We start from the raw sequence: 21415 nt of genomic DNA on the forward strand, positions 1-21415 counted from the left end.
AGAATGTCGTCGCCGGCCATGGTTCTCCCCGAATTCACCAGCGCCTCGGCCATCCTGGCCGCAGCACTGGGCTGCGGTTTGCTGATCGGCGTGGAGCGCGAACGCAGCAAGGGTGAAGGTCCCGCAGGCGCGTTCGCCGGCTTGCGCACGTTTGCGCTGGTGTGCGTGAGCGGTGCGGTGGCTGCACTGTTGCCGCACACCGCGCTGGTGTGGGTGGGCGCGGCGTTCGTCGCCGCCTTGGGCGTGGTGGCTTACGCGCGCGACCGCTCCGAGATCCCGGGCGCCACCACCGAGGTGGCGCTGCTGCTGACCTACCTGATCGGTGTGGTCTGCGCCCAGAACCTTCCGCTGGCCGCCGCGATGGCGGCAGGGCTCACCGTGGTGCTGGCGTCGCGCGAGCGGCTGCACCGGTTCGTCAACCATTGGCTGCGGCCCGCCGAGGTGCGTGATGGCATCGTGCTCGCGGCACTGGTCCTGGTGGCCCTGCCCTTGATGCCGAACCGCCCCTTGTGGGGACCGGTGCTCAACCCGGCCACCATCACCCAGCTGCTGGCGCTGTTGCTGGCGGTGCAGTCGCTCGCCCACCTGTGCCGGCGTTTGCTGCAGGCGCGTCACGCGGTGGCGTTTTCGGCGTTCGCCTCGGGCTTTGTCTCCAGCACGGCGACCATCGCCACCTTGGGGCTGGGCGCGCGCCAACGGCCCGCCGAGGCCCGTTTGCTGGCGGGCGGGGGCTTGTTGTCCTGCGTGCCCACCTTGTTGCAGATGTTGTTGGTGGCGGCCGCGATGCGGCCCGCCTGGTTGCCCATGCTGTGGCTGCCGGCCTTGGCTGGCGGGGCGTTGGCAGCTTTGTGGGGTACCTGGCTGGTGCGTGGCGCGCCCATGGTGCTCGAGGGTGGGTTGGGCTCGTCGCCGCACACCGAAGGTCTGGGTGCGGCGCAGGGCGATCGCATGTTCAGCCTGTCCGGCGCCATCGCCATTGCCGCCCTTTTGGCCGGTATCCAGGTGCTGGTGCACGCGCTGGACCTTTGGTTGGGTGAGGCGGGCGTTCTGGCCGGCACGCTGGTGGCATCGCTCGTGGATCTGCACTCCGCGCTGGCGGCGGTGTTCGCATCCAGCGAGCCACCGCAGGCCAGCGCGCCCTGGGCCGTGGCGCTGGCATTGGGCGTGCACGCCTTGAGCAAGAGCGCGACCGCCTTCTTGAGTGGCGGAGCGCGTTACGCCGCGTGGCTCGTCCCCGGCCTGCTGGTGCACACGGTGGTCTGCACCCTGTTGTTGGCCACGTTGCGCTGAGTCGCTTCAGTCCTTCACCGGTTCGCGCATGGTCACGAACTCTTCGGCCGCCGTCGGGTGGATGCCGATGGTGCTGTCGAACACCGCCTTGGTGGCCCCGGCCTTCATGGCCACGGCAAAACCCTGCACGATCTCGCCGGCCTCGGCGCCCACCATGTGCAGGCCTACCACGCGGTCGCTCGCGGTGTCTACCACCAGTTTCATGAGCGTGCGCTCGCTGCTGCCCGACAAGGTGTGCTTGAGCGCCTTGAACTCGCTGCGAAAGACCGTGACCGCGCCGAACTTCTTGCGCGCGTCGGCCTCGCTGTAACCCACGGTGCCAATGCTCGGGTGGGTGAACACGGCCGTGGGAATGAACTCGTAGCCCATGCTGCGTGGTGCTTTGCCGGCGGCGGGGCCGAAGAGCTGGTCCACCACCACCATGGCTTCGCCGAGTGCCACCGGCGTGAGCTGCACGCGGTTGGTGACGTCGCCCACGGCATGGATGCTGGGTACATTGGTCTGGTAGTGCTCGTTGACGATGATCTCGCCCTTGGCGCCCTGCGCCACACCCACGGCCTGCAAGCCCAGGTCTTCGACGTTGGGCACGCGGCCGGTGGCGTACAGCACGGCATCGGCTTTCACCAGCGCACCGCCCTCGCACTCGACGTCCAGGCCATCGGCCGACGGGCGGATGTCGACCACGCCCGCGTTCAGGTGCAGGTCCACGCCGGACTTGATCATCTCGCCGGCGACGAAATGGCGGATCTCGTCGTCGAAGCCGCGCAGCACCTGCTCACCGCGGTAGAGCTGCGTGACCTTGGCGCCCAGGCCGTTGAAGATGGAGGCGAATTCGCAGGCGATGTAGCCCCCACCCACGACCACCAGGCGCTTGGGAAAGGGTTCGAGGTCGAAGATCGCGTCAGAGACGATCACGTGCTCGCGACCCTGGAAATGCGGCACGTGGGGTGTGCCGCCGGTGGCGATCAGGATGTGCCGGGCGGTGAATTCCTGGTGCCCGGGCGAACCGTCGGCGTTCAGGGTGGACAGTGCGACGCCGTGCGCGCCGGTGAGCCGCGCGAAGGCGTCGAACACGGTGACGCCCGAGCCGCGCAACAGATTGCCGTATACACCATTGAGGCGGGCGATCTCCTTCTCCCGGTTGGCTTTGAGCGTGGCCCAGTTCAGCGTGGGCGTCACGCCTTCCCAGCCGTAGCCGTGGGACTCTTCGAACGCTTCGGCGTAGTGCGCGGCGTAGCTGTAGAGCTTCTTGGGAATGCAGCCCACGTTCACGCAGGTGCCGCCCAGCCCATCGGTGCCCAGCATCTCGGCCAGCGCCACGCGCGCGCCGCGCTGCGCGGCCATGCGCGCGGCGCGCACACCGCCGCTGCCACCGCCGATGACGAAAAGATCGAAGTCAAACGAAGCCGTCATACAGAACCATCCTTGAAGCGTTGGCCGATGTTATGACGGCACGAATGCCTTTGCAGGCCAGGGCTCAATACGTGTACACGCCGCGGCCGGTCTTGCGCCCCAGGTAGCCCGCTGCCACCATTTCCTTGAGCAGCGGCGCAGGGCGGTACTTGCCGTCGTTGAACTCGGCCATGTAGACGTTCATCACGGCCAGGCACACGTCCAGGCCGATCATGTCGGCCAGGGCCAGCGGGCCGATGGGCTGGTTGGTGCCCAGCTTCATGCCGGCGTCGATGTCCTCCCGCGTGGCCACGCCTTCGGCCAACACAAAGAAGGCCTCATTGATCATCGGCACCAGAATGCGGTTGACCACGAAGCCCGGGCCATTCTTCACCGTGATCGGCGATTTGCCCAGCGCCTCGGCCAGGGTCTTCACCGTGTCGTGCGTGGCATCGCTGGTCTGCAGGCCGCGGATGATTTCCACCAGCGCCATCATGGGCACCGGGTTGAAGAAGTGCATGCCGATGAAACGGTCGGGCCGTTGCGTGGCGGCGGCCAGCTTGGTGATGCCGATCGAGCTGGTGTTGGTGGCCACGATCACTTCGGGTGCCAGCAGGCTGTCCAGTTGCTGCAGGATCTTGATCTTGAGGCCCTCGTTTTCGGTCGCGGCTTCTATGACGAGCTGCGCGCTCTTGAGGTCGTCGTAGTTCGTGGAGCCTTTGATCAGCGACAGCGCCTTGTCCTTGTCCGCCGCGGTCATCTTCTCCTTCTTGATCAAGCGGTCCAGGCTGCCGGCCACGGTGGCCAGGCCCTTGTCGACGGCGGCCTGGGCGATGTCGACCATCACCACGCGGATGCCGCTGACGGCGCACGCCTGCGCGATGCCGTTGCCCATGGTGCCCGAGCCGATGATGCCGACGGTGTTGATGCTGTTCATGAAAGCGCTGCTCCTGTTGAAAAAAATCGGTGTTGACCCGGCGTCGCCGGCCTAGGCTGCACTGCCTAACGGGGTGGTAGGGCCTGTGCTAACTTGCCCGGAGATTGTCGCGCACGCGGTGAACGCGTTGCTCATCCCGGAGACCTCTCTTCCATGTTCGACTACATCATCGTCGGCGGCGGCTCGGCCGGCTGCGTACTCGCATCGCGCCTGAGCGAAGATCCGGCCATCCGGGTCGCTCTCATCGAGGCCGGCCCGCCCGACCGCAGCGTACTGATCCATTGCCCGGCAGGCTTGGCGGCGATGGCCAAGTTCGAGCTCAACGGCTGGGGCTACAACACCGTGCCACAGCCTGGTTTGAACGGCCGGCGGGGTTACCAGCCGCGTGGCAAGGTGCTGGGAGGCTCCAGTTCGATCAACGCCATGGTCTACACGCGCGGCCACGCGAGCGACTACGACGGCTGGGCCGCGCAAGGCAACCCGGGGTGGTCGTATGCCGAGGTGCTGCCGTACTTCAAACGCGCCGAGCACAACGAACGCGGCGCCGACGCGTTCCATGGCCAGGGTGGCCCGCTCAATGTGATGGACCTGCGCAGTCCGAACCCGTTCCTTGCGTCGTTCATCCAAGCCGGCGTGCAGGCCGGTTACCCGCACAACCACGATTTCAATGGCGCCGAACAGGAGGGGGTGGGCGCCTACCAGGTGACGCACCGCAACGGCGAGCGCTGCAGTGCGGCCAAGGCCTACCTCACACCGCATCTGGCACGGGCCAACCTGACGTTTATCACCAACGCCTTGACCACCCGCGTGCTCACCGAAAGTGTGGACGGTGCGCCGCGCGCCGTGGGTGTGGAATACCAGGAAGATGACGGACGCGGGCCCCTGCGGAGCTTGCGTCTCAAAGACGGCGGCGAGGTGGTGCTCAGCGCGGGGGCGTTCGGTTCGCCGCAATTGCTCATGCTCTCGGGCATCGGCCCGGCCGGACACTTGCGAGAGCACGGCATCCCCAGCGTGCACGACCTGCCCGGCGTGGGTCAGAACCTGCACGACCATGTGGACGTGGTGATCGTGGTCAACGCGCCCAAGGCCAGAGACCTGTTTGGCGTGTCGCTCACCGGGGTGGCGCGCATGGTGCGCGGCATCTTCGAATGGCGGCGCCAGCGCCGCGGCATGTTGACCACCAACTTCGCGGAGGCTGGCGGCTTCATCAAGAGCGCGCCCGACGAACCCATCCCTGATCTGCAACTGCATTTTGTGGTGGGCAAGCTGGTGGACCATGGACGCAAGACGGTGCTGGGACACGGCTACTCGTGCCACGTGTGCCTGCTCCGCCCGAAGAGTCGAGGGTCCTTGCGCCTAGCCAATGCCGACCCGCGCAGCGCGCCGCTCATCGACCCTGCGTTTCTGCAGGATGACGATGACACGTCGCGTCTGGTGCGGGGCTTCAAACGCATGCGTGAGTTGCTGCAGCAGACCGCGCTCGCGCGCCATGGCGGCACCGAGTCGGATGCCTCGGCACGGGCGCGCAGCGACGCGCAGATCGAGCAGTTCATCCGCGACCACGCCGACACCATCTACCACCCGGTGGGCACTTGCCGCATGGGGTCGGGCGCGAACGACGTGGTCGACGCGCGGCTGCGCGTGCGGGGTGTGGCGGGGTTGCGCGTGGTGGACGCGTCCGTCATGCCCAGTGTGGTCGGCGGCAACACCAATGCCCCCGTGATCATGATGGCGGAGAAGGCGGTCGATATGATGCGCGAGGACCATCTTGGCCCGCTCACATCACAACAGGACGACCACCATGATTCTCGAACACGCGGACATCCGCATCGACCCCAGTCAGCGTGCCGCATTTGAAGAAGCGATTCTGCGCGGCGTGAACACCGTCATCGCCAAGGCCAAGGGGTTCAAGGGTTTCCAGGTACAGCGCTGCGTCGAGACCCCAGGCCGTTACCTGTTGTTGATCCAGTGGGAAACCCTGGAGAACCACACGGTGGACTTCCGTGGCTCTGATGCGTTCGCGCAGTGGCGCGCCATCGCCGGCCCGTTCTTTGCGCAGCCACCGGTGGTGGAGCACTTCGAAACCGTGGGCCAAGGCTAGGACTGCCGCATCAAGGTGGATTTGCCGAACAGGCTTTCGATCAGATCCACCGCCACCTCGGCCGTGCGGTTGCGCACGTCCAGGGCCGGGTTGAGTTCCATCACGTCGAGTGAGGCCAGCCGCCCGGTGTCCGCAATCATCTCCATGCACAGCTGCGCTTCGCGGTAGGTTGGCCCGCCACGCACGGTGGTGGCGACGCCGGGGGCAACTTCCGGGTCGAGAAAGTCCACGTCAAAACTCACGTGCAGGTGCGTGTTGTCGTCCACACCCATCAAGGCCTGCTCCATGGTGTGGCGCATCCCCATCTCGTCGATGAAGCGCATGTCGAACACCTCCAGGCCGGCCTGGTGCACCAGGCGTTTCTCGCCCGGGTCCACGCTGCGGATGCCGATCTGGCGCACCACGCTGGCGTCGATGGCGGGTGTGGTGCCGCCAATGCCCGTGAGCGCGGGCGGGCCCATGCCGCACAGCAGTGCTACCGGCATGCCATGGATGTTGCCGCTGGGAGTGAGTGCGGCGGTGTTGAAGTCGGCGTGGGCATCCAGCCAGAGCACACGCAGCTTCTTGCCCGCCTCGCGGCAGTGGCGTGCCACCGCGCTGATGGAGCCTAGCCCCAGGCAGTGATCGCCGCCGAGCACGATCGGCAGGCGGCCTTGAGCCAGTTCGGCGCGCACGGCTTCGTGCAAGGTCTGGTTCCAGGTCACCACCTGGTCGAGATGGCGGTAGCCCTCGATGGGCGGTTGCCAGGGGTTGGGCGGACCACTGAGGTTGCCGCGGTCCACCACCCGCAGGCCATGGCCCTCCAGCACCGAGGCCAGACCTGCGACGCGCAGGGCTTCTGGACCCATGGAGGCACCGCGGGCCCCCGCGCCAACGTCGGTTGGTACGCCGATGAGACTGACTTGTGTAGGCATCACCGCATTTTGAGCGAGGCGTTGCGGTCGTGGGGGCTCCCGGGATCGGTTTCAAAACGTACGGCCACGTTACGAGACGCCGCCCGACCTCGAATTCTTTTTCCGTACCTTTGTCATGAAGCGCGGGTTTGAGCGGCGGGGTTTTAGTTACGAACCAACACCTTTCGTGTCGGACAACTGCCCGTTCGGAGACTGATACTCCGTCCGCGCTGGGCGAATCTCCGTCTATCGCGGTGATTTTCGTCACATTTCTGGCCGGTTTGACACTGCGACGCAGTGGGCTTCGGAAACCTCCGTCTGTATGGCTTCTGTCGCCACCATCGTGTGCGCGTCATGGCTTTTTTGTGTTGCTGATATGAACCTGACTTCTACGCCTTCCGCCGATACCACTGCATTGCGCAAGCCGCTGTCCATGTTGGCCCTTTTGTTCGCAGCCGCTACCTTGGCTGCCTGCGGGGGTGGGGGCGGGGGTAGCAGTTCAACAGGTGGCGGCGCCTCCGAACCGATTGCAGGAGCACCGGCACCAGCTCCGGCACCTGCTCCGGCTCCGGCTCCTGCTCCTGCTCCGGCTCCTGCTCCTGCTCCTGCTCCTGCTCCTGCTCCTGCTCCTGCTCCTGCTCCTGCTCCTGCTCCTGCTCCGGCTCCGGCTCCGGCTCCAGCTCCAGCTCCAGCTCCAGCTCCAGCTCCAGCTCCAGCTCCAGCTCCAGCTCCTTCTGCGGGTACCGCCTGCGACGGGGCGGCGGGCCGTGTGCTGCAGGTGGGTCCGGGCAAGACTTACAGCGTGCCCAGTGCGGCCGCCGCAGTGGCGCAGTCGGGCGATGTCATCAAGATCGCCGCCGGTGACTACCGCGGCGATGTGGCTAGCTGGAATGCCAGCAACCTCACCATTTGTGGCGTCGGCGGCCGGGCCCGCTTGTTTGCCGACGGGCGTAACGCGCAAGGCAAGGGCCTGTGGGTGGTCTCTGGTTCGAACATCACCATTGACAGCATTGAATTCCACAAAGCAACGGTTCCCGATCAGAACGGTGCGGGTATTCGCGCTCAGAACGGTGGCTACCTGCGCATCATCAACAGCGGCTTCTACGACAACGAGAACGGCATCCTCACCAATCCTGGTTCGTCCACGGTGTCGGTCGAGCGTTCGGAGTTTGCACGCAATGGCCTGGGTGATGGCTACACGCACAACATCTATGCGGGGGCGATCGACAAACTGACGGTGACCTCGAGCTACTTCCACGAAGCAAAGGTAGGCCACAACTTCAAGAGCCGCGCCAAAGAGACCACGCTGGAGAACAGCTACTTCATGGACGGTCCTTCTGGGACGGCCAGCTATGTGGCCGACTTCCCCAACGGTGGCAAGGTGTACCTGAGGGGCAACATGTTCCACAAGGGACCCAACGCATCCAATCCGATCGCGATCTCGTACGGTGCGGAAGGGCTGACAAACCCGACCAATACGTTCGAGATGGTTCATAACACGGTGGTCATGACCCGTTCGGGTGGTGCCTTCCTGTCTGTGCCGGCCGGCACTTCCTCGGTCAAGCTCACTGCCAATCTGTTTGCAGGGACCGGCAGTCCGACGCTGATGGCAGGTGGATATGCGGTGGGTAACGCCTCACAGTCGAACAACGTGACTTCTGTGGCCAGCAACATACCGGGCGCGAGCAGCATCGCCACGCCGAACTTCTGGCCCAACTCAACGCTGCAGGCCCTGATCGGCCTGTCGGTGGTGCCGGACTCTGGCTACACGCGAGATGCTCCAGCACCTTACACCTTGCGGGCCATCTCGGGCAGCCGCAAGGTCGGCGCCTTGCAAGCCGCACCCTAAGCACTTCCCGGACCGCGAACCCCTGAACGCACGGCCAGCCCCGTGCGCGGGCGGAGCCATTTCTTCAAGTTTCAAAGGTTTTTTCATGCTGCACGTCATTCCTTTCGCTCCCCAAGCCTCCCATGCCGCTGTGCTGGCCGCTTGCGCGGTCATGCTCTCGGTGACTTCTGCGCCATCCATGGCGCAGACCAGCACCCAGTGGAGAAAGGTCGCCAACGAAGGGCAGATCTTCCGTCTTTACGGAACCAAGAACGTTCGTTTTGGCGCCGGCACCCGTTGGGTCTACAAGACCGTGCGATACGGTGGGTTGTGCACCCGAGGTTACTTTGGATCGGATCCCGCACCCGGCATGACCAAGACCTGCCAGGTGGCTGCACAGGCACCAGCTCCAGCTCCAGCTCCAGCTCCAGCTCCGGCTCCGGCTCCGGCTCCAGCTCCGGCTCCGGCTCCAGCTCCGGCTCCGGCTCCAGCTCCGGCTCCGGCTCCGGCTCCGGCTCCGGCTCCGGCACCAGCACCAGCACCAGCTCCGGCACCAGCTCCGGCACCGGCACCGGCACCAGCTCCGGCACCGGCACCGGCACCAGCACCAGCACCAGCACCAGCACCAGCACCGGCACCAGCACCAGCACCAGCACCAGCACCAGCACCAGCAGGCACCGCGTGCGATGCCGCGACAGGCCGCGTTCTGCAAGTCGGTCCCGGCAAGACCTACAGCGTGCCTAGCGCGGCGGCAGCCGTGGCGCAGTCAGGCGATGTGATCAAGATTTCGGCAGGCGACTACCGAGGCGATGTGGCTAGCTGGAATGCCAGCAACCTCACCATCTGCGGCGTGGGTGGTCGCGCCCGCTTGTTTGCTGACGGGCGCAATGCGCAAGGCAAGGGCCTGTGGGTGGTCTCTGGTTCGAATATCACCATTGACAGCCTCGAATTCCACAAAGCAACGGTTCCCGATCAGAACGGTGCAGGCATCCGCGCGCAAAACGGTGGCTACCTGCGCATCATCAACAGCGGCTTCTACGACAACGAAAACGGTATTCTCTCGAACCCTGGTACCTCCAGCATTTCGGTGGAACGTTCGGAGTTCGCCCGAAATGGCCTGGGTGACGGCTACACGCACAACATTTACGTGGGTGCGATCGACAAGCTGACGGTGACCTCGAGCTACTTCCACGAAGCAAAGGTAGGCCATAACTTCAAGAGCCGCGCCAAAGAGACCACGGTGGAGAACAGCTACTTCATGGACGGTCCGACGGGCACGGCCAGCTACCTGGCCGACTTTCCCAATGGCGGCAAGGTGGTATTGCGAGGCAACATGTTCCAGAAGGGACCGAACGCGTCCAATCCCATTGCCATTTCGTATGGCGCGGAAGGACTTTCCAACCCTGTCAAGTCTTTTGAAGCCGCGCACAACACGGTGGTCGTCACCCGTTCGGGTGGCGCCTTCCTCTCGATTCCGAGTGGCGTGAGCAGCGTGAAGCTCACCGCCAACCTGTTCGCGGGCACCAACAACCCGACGCTCATCACCGGTGGCTACGCCGTTGGCAACGCAACGCAGTCGAACAACGTCACCTCGGTCGCCAGCAACATTCCCGGTGCCAGCAACATCAGCAGCCCGAATTTCTGGCCCAACGCGACTTTGCAGGCACTCATTGGGCTTTCGGTTGTGCCGGACGCGAGCTATGTGAAGGACGCGCCTGCGCCGTACATCCTGCGTGGAGTACCGAGCAGCCGAAAAGTCGGCGCTCTGCAGTCAGCCCCATAAAGGAATTGGGCGGCCGAGCCGAATAGGACGCAGACCCCGTGTGATGGCGGAGCCGTCCCTTCTTCATTTTCGATAGGTTTCTCATGTCTCAACACGCACCTACCTCTGCTCACGCCTCGCATGCCGGCGTGCTCGCCGCCTGTGCGGTCATGTTTTCCATGCTGGCGGCCGTGCCTTCCCATGCGCAGACAAGCTCTACCCGATGGAGCAAGGTCGCCAATGAGGGGAAGATCTTCTGGGTCTCCGGAACGAAGAATGTGCGCTTCGGTTCGGGCTCTCGCTGGACCTACAAGACAGTTCGCATGGGTGGACTTTGCACAAAAGGCTACTTCGGGAAGGATCCTGCGCAAGGAGTTGCCAAGAGTTGCGAAGTAATGGTGGCAGCACCGGCTCCAGCACCAGCACCAGCACCAGCACCAGCACCAGCACCAGCACCAGCACCAGCACCAGCACCAGCACCAGCACCAGCACCAGCACCAGCACCAGCACCAGCACCAGCACCAGCACCAGCACCAGCACCAGCACCAGCACCAGCACCAGCACCAGCACCAGCACCAGCACCAGCACCAGCTCCTGCTCCTGCTCCTGCTCCTGCTCCTGCTCCTGCTCCTGCTCCTGCTCCTGCTCCTGCTCCTGCTCCTGCTCCGGCGGCAGGGACTGGCGGGCTTGCTTGTGCAGCGCAAGCCATCACCTGCGTGGAGGTGTCGTCCTCGACCACCCAGACCACGGTACCCATCACCTTCGGTCAACCGTTCAAGGCTGGCAACTGGCCCAGCGCGCAAGGTCTCGTGGCCACCGACAGCACCGGCGCCTCCGTCCCGCTGCAGGTCGACCAGATTGCGTCACACCAGGACGGCTCCGTTCGCTTCGCCGTGCTTAGCGCCAAAGTCAGCAACGTCCAGGCGAACCAGCCCAGGTTGATCAACCTGTTCCTGGGCGCTAAGAGCTCGACCACGCAGACGATTCCTGCCGATCCCGACTGGAATCTGGAGCTGGAGGCCAAGGTTTACAACGGCAACACCCTGGTTTCGACCTTGGTGGCCAAGCCACAAGAGGTTCTCAAGCAGAACATTGCGCAAGGAACCAACCGCCGCCTCAACGGCTCGGTCGCGACCGAATACACCGTCTTGGCGCCGTTCAAGAACAGCGCCACCAATGAGGCGCACCCGCACCTCAACGCCCGCCTGCACACGCGTCTGTACGACAACGGCGCACGGATTCGCACGGACATGGTGATCGAGAACAACTGGACCTTCAAGACAGGGCCAGGGAACATCACCTATGAGCTGACGGTTCGCAAGAACGGCCAAGTCATCCATACCCAGCCCAAGTTCACACACAACCACCATGCGCGCTGGCACAAGGTGCTCTGGACCGGCGCGACGGCGCCGCAATACCGCCTTCGCCACCACATGCCGTATTTCCTCGCCAGCAAGGCGACCTGGAATTTCGACCTCTCGCTGCGCATTCCTGAAAGCGTGCTGGCGCAAGAGGCGCGCGATCTGAGTGCATCGGACACCGTCCCGATGGGGCGTGCGATGTTGAATCCCTACTTCCCGTCTACCGGTGGACGCCCGGAGATCGGCGCACTGCCTCGCTGGACTGTCTTGTACCTGCTCACGCAGGACGATCGCGCCCGCGCCAGCATGATGGCCAATGCTGATGCATCTGCAGGCGTGCCCGTGCACTACCGCGACGAAGGAACAGGGCAGCCGCTGGATGTTCAGCGCAACCCCAACGTCTCCGTGCTGTTCGGCACCTCCAGCCCGGCGCTGCCGGCGGTTTCGGGCAGCACCATCTGGGAGCCGGACACGCCTCACCAAGGTTCGTTTGCCTACATCCCCTACCTCCTCACGGGTGATGAGTTCTATCTGGACGAGATGATGTTCTGGGCGTCCTGGAACATAGCCAACGTTCACCCGACGTCGCGGGAGGCCGGCAAAGGCCTGATCTATGAAAACCAGATCCGGGGTCAAGCCTGGGGCATGAGGTCGATCGCCGAAGCGGCTTTCGCCGTGCCGGAATCGCACCCGCAGAAGGCCTACTTCAAGACCATTCTGGCCAACAACCTCACCTGGTACCAAGCGAACTACACGAACAACGCGAGCATCTCGCCTTTGGGCGCGATCGAAAACCGCTATGAGGCTGGACGTGCAGTTCCATGGAACAACGACTTCATGGGCATTGTGTTCAGCTGGATGGCGGAGAACGGCGAGCCGAAATCGCAAGACATCCTGAACTGGTTCAGTCGCTTCAACGTGGGACGCTACATCGCCGAAAGCGATGGCTTCTGCACGGTCAAAGCGCCGGGGTACTACTGGTACATCCGGGATACCGCTGGCCGCCAGATCACGACATGGCGCGAACTCTTTGCTCGCAACTATCCCGAAGCCGTCAACAAGCCCTGCGCCAATCTGACGATGAACGTGGAGGCGTATCCGGCGACCGCCGAGGGTTACGCAGCCATCTCGCGCGCCGCACTCGCCTCGGCCGTCAACGCAGGTGTCAGCAATGCGTCAACGGCCTACACGCGCTGGAAGGGCTTTACACCTCTGATCGACGCCGCGTTCTTGAACGACCCCACCTGGGCCATTGTGCCTCGCTGAAGTAAAAGGGCCGACCTGCCAGGTCGGCCTTTTCATTCAGAGCGATCGCGCAAGAGCAGCAGGGCGCTACATCCCGTCTCCGGCCTCACATATTGCGCCGGTACTGACCGCCCACCTCGAACAAGGCGCTCGTGATCTGACCCAGCGAACACACGCGCACCGCGTCCATCAGCACCTCGAACACGTTGCCGTTCTCGATCACCGCCTGGCGCAGTCGCTGCAGCATGACTGGTGATTCGGTCGCATGGCGTGCGTGGAAGTCGGCCAGCCGCTGCAGCTGGTTCTGCTTCTCGTCATCGGTCGAGCGCGCGAGTTCCAGCGTTTCGGGGATCGCATCGCCGTGCGGGTTGCGGAATGTGTTCACGCCCACGATCGGGTATTCGCCCGTGTGCTTGAGCATCTCGTAGTGCATGGACTCGTCCTGGATCTTGCCGCGCTGGTAGCCGGTTTCCATCGCGCCCAGCACGCCACCGCGTTCGGCGATCTTTTCGAACTCCTGCAGCACGGCTTCTTCGACCAGCTCGGTGAGCTCGTCGATGATGAACGCGCCCTGGTTCGGGTTCTCGTTCTTGGCCAGTCCCCATTCGCGGTTGATGATGAGCTGGATCGCCATGGCACGGCGCACGCTGTCTTCGGTCGGCGTGGTGATGGCCTCGTCGAAGGCGTTGGTGTGCAGGCTGTTGCAGTTGTCGTAGATCGCGATCAGCGCCTGCAGCGTGGTGCGGATGTCGTTGAACTGGATTTCCTGCGCGTGCAATGAGCGGCCGCTGGTCTGCACGTGGTACTTCAGCTTCTGGCTGCGCTCGTTCGCACCGTAGCGATCGCGCATGGCCACCGACCAGATGCGCCGCGCCACGCGGCCGAGCACCGTGTACTCCGGGTCCATGCCGTTGCTGAAGAAGAAGCTCAGGTTGGGCGCGAAATCGTCGATGTGCATGCCGCGCGCCAGGTACGCCTCCACGAAGGTGAAGCCGTTGGAGAGCGTGAAGGCGAGCTGGCTGATGGGGTTGGCGCCGGCTTCGGCGATGTGGTACCCGGAGATGGAGACCGAGTAGAAGTTGCGCACGTCGTGGTGCACGAAGTACTCGGCGATGTCACCCATCACCTTCAACGAAAACTCGGTGGAGAAGATGCAGGTGTTCTGGCCCTGGTCTTCCTTCAGGATGTCGGCCTGGACCGTGCCGCGCACATTGGCCAGCACCCACTCGCGGATCTTGGCGGCTTCGGTGTCGGTGGGCTCGCGGCCGTTCTCGGCTTTGAATTTCTCCAGGTTCTGGTCGATCGCGGTGTTCATGAACATCGCGAGAATGCTCGGCGCCGGGCCGTTGATGGTCATGGAGACCGAGGTGGCGGGGTGGCACAGGTCGAAGCCACCGTACAGCACCTTCATGTCGTCCAGCGTGGCGATGGAGACGCCGGAGTTGCCGACCTTGCCGTAGATGTCCGGGCGCGGGTCGGGGTCGTTGCCGTAGAGCGTGACCGAGTCGAACGCGGTGGACAGGCGCTTGGCCGCCATGCCTTCGGAGAGCAGCTTGAAGCGGCGGTTGGTGCGGAAGGCATCGCCTTCACCCGCGAACATGCGCGTGGGATCTTCGCCTTCGCGCTTGAAGGCGAAGGTGCCGGCGGTGTAGGGGAAGCTGCCGGGCACGTTGTCGAGCATGAGCCACTTCAGGATTTCGCCGTGGTCTTCGTACTTCGGCAACGCGACCTTGCGGATGACCGTGCCCGAAAGGCTTTGGGTGGTGAGTGCGGTGCGGATTTCCTTGTCGCGGATCTTCACCACGTACTCGTCGCCCGCGTAGGCCTTCTGCATGTCGGGCCATTGGCCGAGCAGCTTGCGGGCCGACGGGTCTTGCTCCAGCGAACGGGCCTGCACGAGATCGTCCACGGCCTCGGCGGCGCGTGCGCGATCGGGTTTGTCCGCGCGCAGCATCTGCGCCGTGGCGCTGAGCTGCTGCAGCGTGCGCGCCAGCCGCGATTGTTCGATGGCCTTCTTCTTGTAGCCGCGCACCGTGTCGCTGATGTCGGCCAGGTAACGCGTGCGCGCCGGCGGCACGATGGGCGTCTGGTTGGTGCTGTGGCGCACGCCCACGGTGGGCAGGCGGCCCTCTTGCAGCGGCAGGCCGAGCTCGCCCAGCTTGGCCTTGAGCGCCTGGTACAGCGCGGTCACACCGTCGTCGTTGAAGCGCGCGGCCATGGTGCCGAAAACCGGCATCTGGTCCGGCGGCGTGCTCCAGGCTTCCTGGTTGCGCTGCACCTGCTTGGACACGTCGCGCAAGGCATCGAGCGCGCCCTTGCGGTCGAACTTGTTGATGGCGACGAAGGCCGCGAAGTCGAGCATGTCGATCTTCTCCAATTGGCTGGCCGCGCCGAATTCGGGTGTCATCACGTACATGGGCACGTCGACGTGCGGCACGATCGCCGCATCGCCCTGGCCGATGCCCGAGGTTTCGACCACGATGAGGTCGAAGCCGGCGCATTTGCAAGCGGCGATCACGTCGGGCAGCGCCGCGCTGATCTCGCTGCCGAAGTCGCGCGTGGCCAGGCTGCGCATGTAGACGCGTTGGCCCTCTCGCCAAGGATTGATCGCGTTCATGCGGATGCGGTCGCCGAGCAGGGCGCCACCGCTCTTGCGGCGCGAGGGGTCGATGGAGATCACCGCGACACGCAGGCGGTCGTCCTGGTCCAGGCGCAGGCGGCGGATGAGTTCGTCGGTGAGCGAGGACTTGCCTGCGCCGCCAGTGCCGGTGATGCCGAGCACGGGTACCTTCTTCGTCTGGGCCTGTTCGCGCAAGGCCTTCACGATCGCTTGGTCGGCGCTGCCGTTTTCCAGCACAGTGATGAGCTGGGCGAGCGCGCGCCAGTTCATCTCGTCCTGGCCAACGATTGCCGCCAATGCCTTGGGCGCATAAGGGCTGAGGTCGCGGTCGCAGCGCATCACCATCTCGCCGATCATGCCGGCCAGGCCCATGCGTTGACCGTCTTCCGGGCTGTAGATGCGCGCCACGCCATAGTCTTGCAGTTCGCGGATCTCGGACGGCACGATCACGCCGCCGCCGCCACCGAACACCTGGATGTGTTCACCGCCGCGGCTCTTGAGCAGATCCACCATGTACTTGAAGTACTCGACGTGCCCACCCTGGTACGAGCTGATGGCGATGCCTTGTGCGTCTTCCTGCAGCGCGGCGGTGACGACCTCGTCGACCGAGCGGTTGTGGCCCAGGTGGATCACTTCGGCACCCATGCCCTGCAGGATGCGCCGCATGATGTTGATGGCCGCGTCGTGCCCGTCAAAGAGGCTGGCGGCGGTGACGAAACGCACCTTGTGCGTGGGGCGGTAGTTGGCCAGGGCCTGGTATTCGGCGGACAGGTTGCTCATGGGTCTCTCTCTACGGGTCTAAACGGTTATTCGATGCGCAGGCCAGCCAGTTCGGGCTTGGCCGGCGGGTAGCGCAGGTCCAGCGTCTTGAGCGCATCGCGCACGATGGTCGCGATCATGAGATTGCGATGGGTCTTGGAGTTGGCGGGCACGATGTTCCAGGGTGCCCAGGGTGTGCTGGTGGCGCTCAACAGCGTCTCATAGGCGCGTTGGTACGCGGTCCACTGCTGGCGCACCTCCACGTCGCCGAGGCTGAACTTCCAATGCTTGGTCGGGTCGTCCGCGCGCTCCTGCAGACGCTGGCGTTGCTCGTCGTTGCCGATGTGCAGCATGAACTTCAGCACGACGGTGCCGGTCTCGGCCAGCAGGCGCTCGAAATCATTGATGTGCGCATAGCGCTGCGCGGTTTGCTCCGGCGAGATCCAGCCATTGACCAGGGGCACGAGCACGTCTTCGTAGTGGCTGCGGTTGAACACCGTGATCTCGCCCACCGCCGGCACCTGCTGGTGGATGCGCCAGAGGTAGTCGTGTGCGCGCTCGGCTTCGGTAGGGGCTTTCCAGGCCACGGTGTGCATGCCCAGCGGGCTGGTGCGGGCGAACACGCCGCGCACGGTGCCGTCCTTGCCGGCGGTGTCGGTGCCTTGCAGCACGACCAATACCTTGTAGCGGCCGTCGGCATACAGCAGGTCCTGCAAGCCGTCGAGCTCCTCGGCCAGAGCCTGCACCGCGGCCTGGTCGCTGGCTTTTTCGCCTTGAGAAAACGGCTTGGCGTCGGGCTTGTATGTCTTGAGCGAGACCGGTTTGACTGCGGGTGCACCCTCCGAGGGAGCAATCTGCCAGCCGCTCCACGGACCCCGCTCGCCCGCGCACACGGCAGCCAGCGGGAAAGGCAAGCGGGTGGCGGTCTTGCGGGGCATGCGGTCTCCGGGGTGCAGGGGGATGTGTTTTCAGGCGCCAGGCCTTGATTGACGTTTACGTAAACGTCAATCAAGGCGCGATGTTAACCCCATTCGACAAAAAATGGGCGCCGAAGCGCCCTGTTGGATGAAATCGAAACGTTCGCGTTACTTGTACAACAGCTGCGGCAGCCAGAGGCCGATCGCCGGGAACATGTACAGCAACACGATGGCCAGGACCTGGATGCCCATGAACGGCAGCATGCCCAGGAAGATCTGGTTCAGCGTGACGTGCGGCGGACTCACCCCCTTCAGGTAGAACGCGGCCATCGCCACCGGCGGGCTGAGGAAGGCGGTCTGCAGGTTCAGCGCCACGAGCAGCCCGAAGAAGAGCGGGTCGACATCGAAGTGCACCAGCAGCGGGATGAAGATGGGCATGAAGATCACGATGATCTCGGTCCATTCCAGTGGCCATCCGAGCAGGAAGATGATGATCTGCGTCATCACCAGGAACTCGATCTTGGTGAGGTTCATGCCCAGCACCCACTGTTCCACCAGCGCCTGTCCGCCCAGCAGCGCGAAGGCGGCTGAAAAGATGGCCGAGCCCACAAAGAGCCAGCACACCATGGCCGAGGTCTTGGCGGTGAGGTAGACCGATTCCTTGAGAACGGTCATGTTGAGCCGCCGGTAGGCGGCGGCGAGCAGCATGCCGCCCAGGGCCCCCATGGCCGCGGCTTCCGTCGGCGTGGCCAGGCCCAGCACGATCGAACCCAGCACGCTCAGGATCAGCAGCACGAGTGGGAAGAACGATGCCAGCAGCATCTTGAAGATCTCGAGCCGGGCGAAGCTCAAGAAGAGGTAGAACAAGGTGACCAGTGCGCCGAAGACCGCGAAGACCACCCACCACCACGTGGGCGCGGGCTGGGTTGCGGCAGCCTCTGGTCTTTCCTTGTCCGCAGTGCCTGAGGCGTCCATGGGCGCGGGTGCTTCGACGGCGGATTTGTCCGTCTCCTCGGCACCGCCGGGAGGCTCTGGCAGCGCGCTCGACGCGCCGGGGATGTCAGGATCGGCCGGCGGCTCCGCGAGGCCTTCGGATTCGGACGGTGGTTCGGCCAAACCGCCCGACTCCTCGGCCGGTGGCTCGGCCAGACCGCCGGCATCACTGGTGCTGGCGCGGCTGGCGCCGATCTCCTCGATCTCGTACACGGCCTCGGCCTGCACCGTGGTGACGGCTTCGTAGCTCGGGATCATCACGGCCGCGAAGATCAGCGCGGGCAAGGCGGCCAGGCCAATCTGTTTGAGCAGGTGCGACATCGGCACATCGGCATTTCGCCGGCCTTTGAGCAGGTTCACCAATGCGTGGGCGGTGGGGTCGGTCGTGAGTCGCCGAGTGAGCGGCGGGAGTTCGACCCTGCGCTCCTCGGCCGTCAGTGGCGGTGCCCACTGTGGCTTGAGCTTGGCGACGAGGATCACGTACAACACGTACAACGAGGCGAGCATCAAACCAGGAAAGAAGGCGCCAGCGTACAGCTGCACCACCGAAACCCCCGCAGTGGCACCGTAGACGATCAGCAAAACCGAAGGCGGAATCAGAATGCCCAGACAGCCACCCGCCGTGATGGCACCGGCGGCCAGCGGCACGCTGTAGCCCGCGCGCAGCATGGCTGGCAAGGCGAGCAGCCCCATGAGGGTGACCACGGCACCCACGATGCCGGTGGCGGTGGCAAAGATGGTGCAGGTCACGAGCGTGGCCACGGCCAGCGCGCCCGGCAGGCGGGCGAGGGCCAGATGCATGCTCTTGAACAGCGACTCGATCAGGTTGGCGCGCTCGACCAGATAACCCATGAACACGAACAGCGGCACGGCGATCAGCACGTCGTTGGCCATGGTCTTGTAGGCCGACTGCACCATCAGATCGAGCGTGTGCGTGACGTTGCCGTCGTACGCCATCCAGGTGAACAGCATGCCCATGCCCATGAGCGTGAAGGCGGTGGGAAAGCCCAGCATGATCGCCACCACCACCAGCGACAGCATCAGCAGACCGAGGTGACCGTTGGTGATGGTCTCGGCGCTGAGCAGCACGCCAGCGGCCAGCACCACGATGAGGGCCATGAAAGTCAGCCCGAACCAGAGTTCCTTGCGGATTTTCATGAGCGCTTCTCCTGCGCCACCACGGCGGCGTCGAGCGCGGCGATATCTGCGTCTTTGACGTGAACCATTTCCTTGAGTTTGTCGACGTCGACTTCCTGCACGTCGTCCTCGCGTGCAGGCCACGCACCGGTCTGGATGCACTGGATGCAGCGCACGATTTCCACCAACCCCTGCAGCAACAACGTGAAGCCCGCCAGCGGGATCACGTACTTGAACGGGTAGAGCGGCAACGGGTCGGCCGAGAACGTCTGTTCCCGGATGGCGAGCGATTCGCCTGCATAGACCCAGCCCGCCCAGGTCAGCGCGATGATTCCGGGCATGAAGAAGATGATGTAGAGCGTCAGATCGATGATGGCCTGGGTGCGGGGTTGGAAGAAGCCGTAGAGCACGTCGCCACGGACGTGCCCGTTCTTCGAAAGGGTGTAGGCGCCCGCCGTCATGAACAGCGCGCCGTACAACATGATCTGGGCGTCCAGTACCCAGGCATGCGGGTTGTTCATGACATAGCGCGAAAACACTTCCCAACTGATCAGCAGTGTCAGCAGCAGGGCACACCAGGCGAAGACCTTGCCGATGAAGGTCGACATCCGGTCCACCGTCCACAGGATGGATTGCATCAAATTTCCTCAGCCGGCACTCGAGAACGGGCGAAAAAAAAGGAGCATGGCGCCGGCGCAATGCCCCTTTCTTCTGTTGGCGTCGATCAGCTCTTCTTGCCGAAGTAGTGGTTGTAGGCCATCTTGAAGTCGACCGAGTAGTCGTTTTCCCATTGGCAGGCACGCCGCGCAAAAGCCTTCTGCGAGTCGAGCACCTTCTTGAACAATGGGTTTTCGGCGGACTTCTTGGCGATGATCTTGTCCCACGAGGTCAGCTGCGCGCGCAGGATCGGATCGGGCGTCTTGTAGAACTTGATGCCAGACTTCTTCAAGGCCTCGTAGTCCTGCGAATTGCGGTCGATGGCCTTCCAGCTCATGTCGGCACTGGCGGCTTCTGCGGCGTTGTCGATGATGGCCCGGAGCTCGGTCGGCAAGGCGTTGAGCTTGCCCCTGTTGAAGAGGATCTCGAACTGCTCGCCCGACTGGTGGAAGCTCTGCAGCATGCAGTTCTTGGCCACGTCGGGGAAACCGAGCACACGGTCGCTGGAGGCGTTGTTGAACTCGGCCGCATCGATCAGGCCGCGGTCCAGTGCCGGCACGATCTCGCCACCGGGCAGCGGGTTCACTGCGGTGCCCATGTCGGTGAACACGTCCACCGCCAGGCCCACCGTGCGGAACTTCAGGCCCTTCATGTCCGCCACCTTGGCGACCGGCTTCTTGAACCAGCCCAGCGGCTGCGTGGGCATCGGACCCGACAGGTACGACACCACGTCCAGATTGAGGCTCTTGTAGATCTCTTCCATCAGGGCCTTGCCACCGCCGTACTTGTGCCAGGCCAGCACCATGTTGGCGTCCATGCCGTAGCCCGGGCCGGAGCCCCACAGCGCCAGGGCGGAGTTCTTGCCGTACCAATAGGCGACCACGCCATGGCCGCCGTCCAGCGTGCCCTTGGCCACCGCATCCAGCAACTGGAACGCCGGCACCACGGAACCCGCCGGCAGCACCTCGATCTTCAGCCGGTTGCCGGCCATGTCATTGACCTTCTTGGCAAAGTCCTGGGCGTACTCGTGGAAGATGTCCTTGGCCGGCCAGGTGCTCTGGAAGCGCAGGGTGGTACTTTGTGCCATCGCCACCATGGGCACAGACATGGCACCTGCCGCAACGGCCGCACCCTTTAGCATGCCTCGGCGCGAAGTGACGGTCTTCTTGTCGGTCATCTTTTGTCTCCAGTCGGGTTGATTGAGCGAACGATGATGCATGGAAGGCGCTGTTGTAGAGCGCAGGGTTTTCACCAACCAGTGAATACGCAAGAAGTAAATACGCCGTACTTTCTGTAGACCGGGACCCGTTCCGGGCGTGAAAATATCTCTAGATCACATTGAAATTTTGATGGACCACGATGAAGCCGATCCAGCTCTTTGATCCCGCCTCCTGCAGCTACACCTACGTGCTGTTCGACCAGGTCAGCCGCGATGCCTTGATCATCGACCCGGTGGACGAGCAGATCGACCGCGACCTCGCCACCCTGCGCGAATACGGCCTCAAGCTGGCCTGGACGGTCGA

The 21415-nt window shown here is 64.1% G+C and carries 15 protein-coding genes and 1 pseudogene; 6 read left to right on the plus strand and 10 right to left on the minus strand.

Annotated elements, in window-relative coordinates:
• Nucleotides 1-3 precede the first annotated feature (3 nt).
• On the plus strand, nucleotides 4-1290 hold the full coding sequence (locus F9K07_RS05265) for an MgtC/SapB family protein (RefSeq protein WP_236581802.1): 1287 nt from the start codon (nucleotides 4-6) through the stop codon (nucleotides 1288-1290).
• A 6-nt stretch (nucleotides 1291-1296) separates the two neighbouring features.
• Here the strand turns inward: F9K07_RS05265 and gorA are convergent, their stop codons facing one another.
• Together gorA and F9K07_RS05275 are read right to left on the minus strand one after the other, a co-directional pair.
• Nucleotides 1297-2703, minus strand: coding sequence for a glutathione-disulfide reductase (gene gorA, locus F9K07_RS05270; protein ID WP_159590075.1), 1407 nt, complete (start codon nucleotides 2701-2703; stop codon nucleotides 1297-1299).
• Between the two features lie 64 nt (nucleotides 2704-2767).
• Entirely contained in the window at nucleotides 2768-3619 is an 852-nt protein-coding gene (locus F9K07_RS05275) for a 3-hydroxybutyryl-CoA dehydrogenase (RefSeq protein WP_159590077.1), read from the minus strand.
• Nucleotides 3620-3772: 153 nt separating this feature from the next.
• Between F9K07_RS05275 and F9K07_RS05280 the strand changes: the two are divergent.
• Nucleotides 3773-5377: pseudogene (locus F9K07_RS05280) on the plus strand (GMC family oxidoreductase); the annotation flags it as partial.
• A gap of 43 nt (nucleotides 5378-5420) precedes the next feature.
• Nucleotides 5421-5720, plus strand: coding sequence for an antibiotic biosynthesis monooxygenase family protein (locus tag F9K07_RS05285; RefSeq protein ID WP_159590081.1), 300 nt, complete (start codon nucleotides 5421-5423; stop codon nucleotides 5718-5720).
• Here F9K07_RS05285 and rocF read toward each other — a convergent pair.
• Nucleotides 5717-6634 carry an arginase gene (rocF, locus tag F9K07_RS05290; protein WP_159590083.1) on the minus strand — a complete coding sequence of 306 codons (918 nt, stop codon included), beginning with the start codon at nucleotides 6632-6634 and terminating at the stop codon, nucleotides 5717-5719. The genes F9K07_RS05285 and rocF overlap by 4 nt on opposite strands.
• 802 nt (nucleotides 6635-7436) lie before the next feature.
• Between rocF and F9K07_RS05295 the strand changes: the two genes are divergently transcribed.
• Nucleotides 7437-8462: a right-handed parallel beta-helix repeat-containing protein gene (locus tag F9K07_RS05295; protein WP_159590085.1), complete on the plus strand. Its 1026-nt coding sequence runs from the start codon at nucleotides 7437-7439 to the stop codon at nucleotides 8460-8462.
• A 149-nt stretch (nucleotides 8463-8611) separates the two neighbouring features.
• On the opposite strand, the gene F9K07_RS05300 is transcribed toward F9K07_RS05295, so the two are convergent.
• A complete protein-coding gene (locus F9K07_RS05300) occupies nucleotides 8612-9109 on the minus strand; it encodes a hypothetical protein (RefSeq protein ID WP_159590087.1) in 498 nt (165 codons plus the stop codon).
• 68 nt (nucleotides 9110-9177) lie between these two features.
• On the opposite strand from F9K07_RS05300, the gene F9K07_RS05305 reads away from it, so the two are divergent.
• Nucleotides 9178-10224, plus strand: coding sequence for a right-handed parallel beta-helix repeat-containing protein (locus tag F9K07_RS05305; protein WP_159590089.1), 1047 nt, complete (start codon nucleotides 9178-9180; stop codon nucleotides 10222-10224).
• Nucleotides 10225-10419: 195 nt separating this feature from the next.
• Here F9K07_RS05305 and F9K07_RS05310 read toward each other — a convergent pair whose 3' ends face one another.
• On the minus strand, nucleotides 10420-10791 hold the full coding sequence (locus F9K07_RS05310) for a hypothetical protein (RefSeq protein WP_159590091.1): 372 nt from the start codon (nucleotides 10789-10791) through the stop codon (nucleotides 10420-10422).
• 134 nt (nucleotides 10792-10925) lie between these two features.
• Between F9K07_RS05310 and F9K07_RS05315 the strand changes: the two genes are divergently transcribed.
• On the plus strand, nucleotides 10926-12830 hold the full coding sequence (locus tag F9K07_RS05315; protein ID WP_159590093.1) for a hypothetical protein: 1905 nt from the start codon (nucleotides 10926-10928) through the stop codon (nucleotides 12828-12830).
• Nucleotides 12831-12915: 85 nt separating this feature from the next.
• Here the strand turns inward: F9K07_RS05315 and icmF are convergent, their stop codons facing one another.
• The 5 genes from icmF to F9K07_RS05340 all read right to left on the minus strand — a co-directional run bounded on the left by icmF (nucleotide 12916) and on the right by F9K07_RS05340 (nucleotide 21069).
• Nucleotides 12916-16209 (minus strand): fused isobutyryl-CoA mutase/GTPase IcmF, encoded by a 3294-nt coding sequence (gene icmF, locus F9K07_RS05320; RefSeq protein WP_159590095.1) that lies wholly within the window; start codon nucleotides 16207-16209, stop codon nucleotides 12916-12918.
• 26 nt (nucleotides 16210-16235) lie between these two features.
• Nucleotides 16236-17126, minus strand: a complete 891-nt coding sequence (locus F9K07_RS05325) for a PPK2 family polyphosphate kinase (RefSeq protein WP_159590097.1) — start codon at nucleotides 17124-17126, stop codon at nucleotides 16236-16238.
• A 147-nt stretch (nucleotides 17127-17273) separates the two neighbouring features.
• Nucleotides 17274-19256, minus strand: coding sequence for a TRAP transporter large permease subunit (locus tag F9K07_RS05330; RefSeq protein WP_159590099.1), 1983 nt, complete (start codon nucleotides 19254-19256; stop codon nucleotides 17274-17276).
• Nucleotides 19253-19873 (minus strand): TRAP transporter small permease subunit, encoded by a 621-nt coding sequence (locus F9K07_RS05335; protein ID WP_159590101.1) that lies wholly within the window; start codon nucleotides 19871-19873, stop codon nucleotides 19253-19255. Before F9K07_RS05335 ends, F9K07_RS05330 begins: the two co-directional genes overlap by 4 nt.
• Before the next feature lie 86 nt (nucleotides 19874-19959).
• The gene (locus tag F9K07_RS05340) at nucleotides 19960-21069 is read right to left on the minus strand and encodes a TRAP transporter substrate-binding protein (protein ID WP_159590103.1); all 1110 of its coding nucleotides are present in this window, start codon (nucleotides 21067-21069) and stop codon (nucleotides 19960-19962) included.
• Nucleotides 21070-21415 lie beyond the last annotated feature (346 nt).

It is taken from the genome of Hydrogenophaga sp. BPS33 (genome assembly GCF_009859475.1).
Lineage (GTDB): Bacteria > Pseudomonadota > Gammaproteobacteria > Burkholderiales > Burkholderiaceae_C > Hydrogenophaga.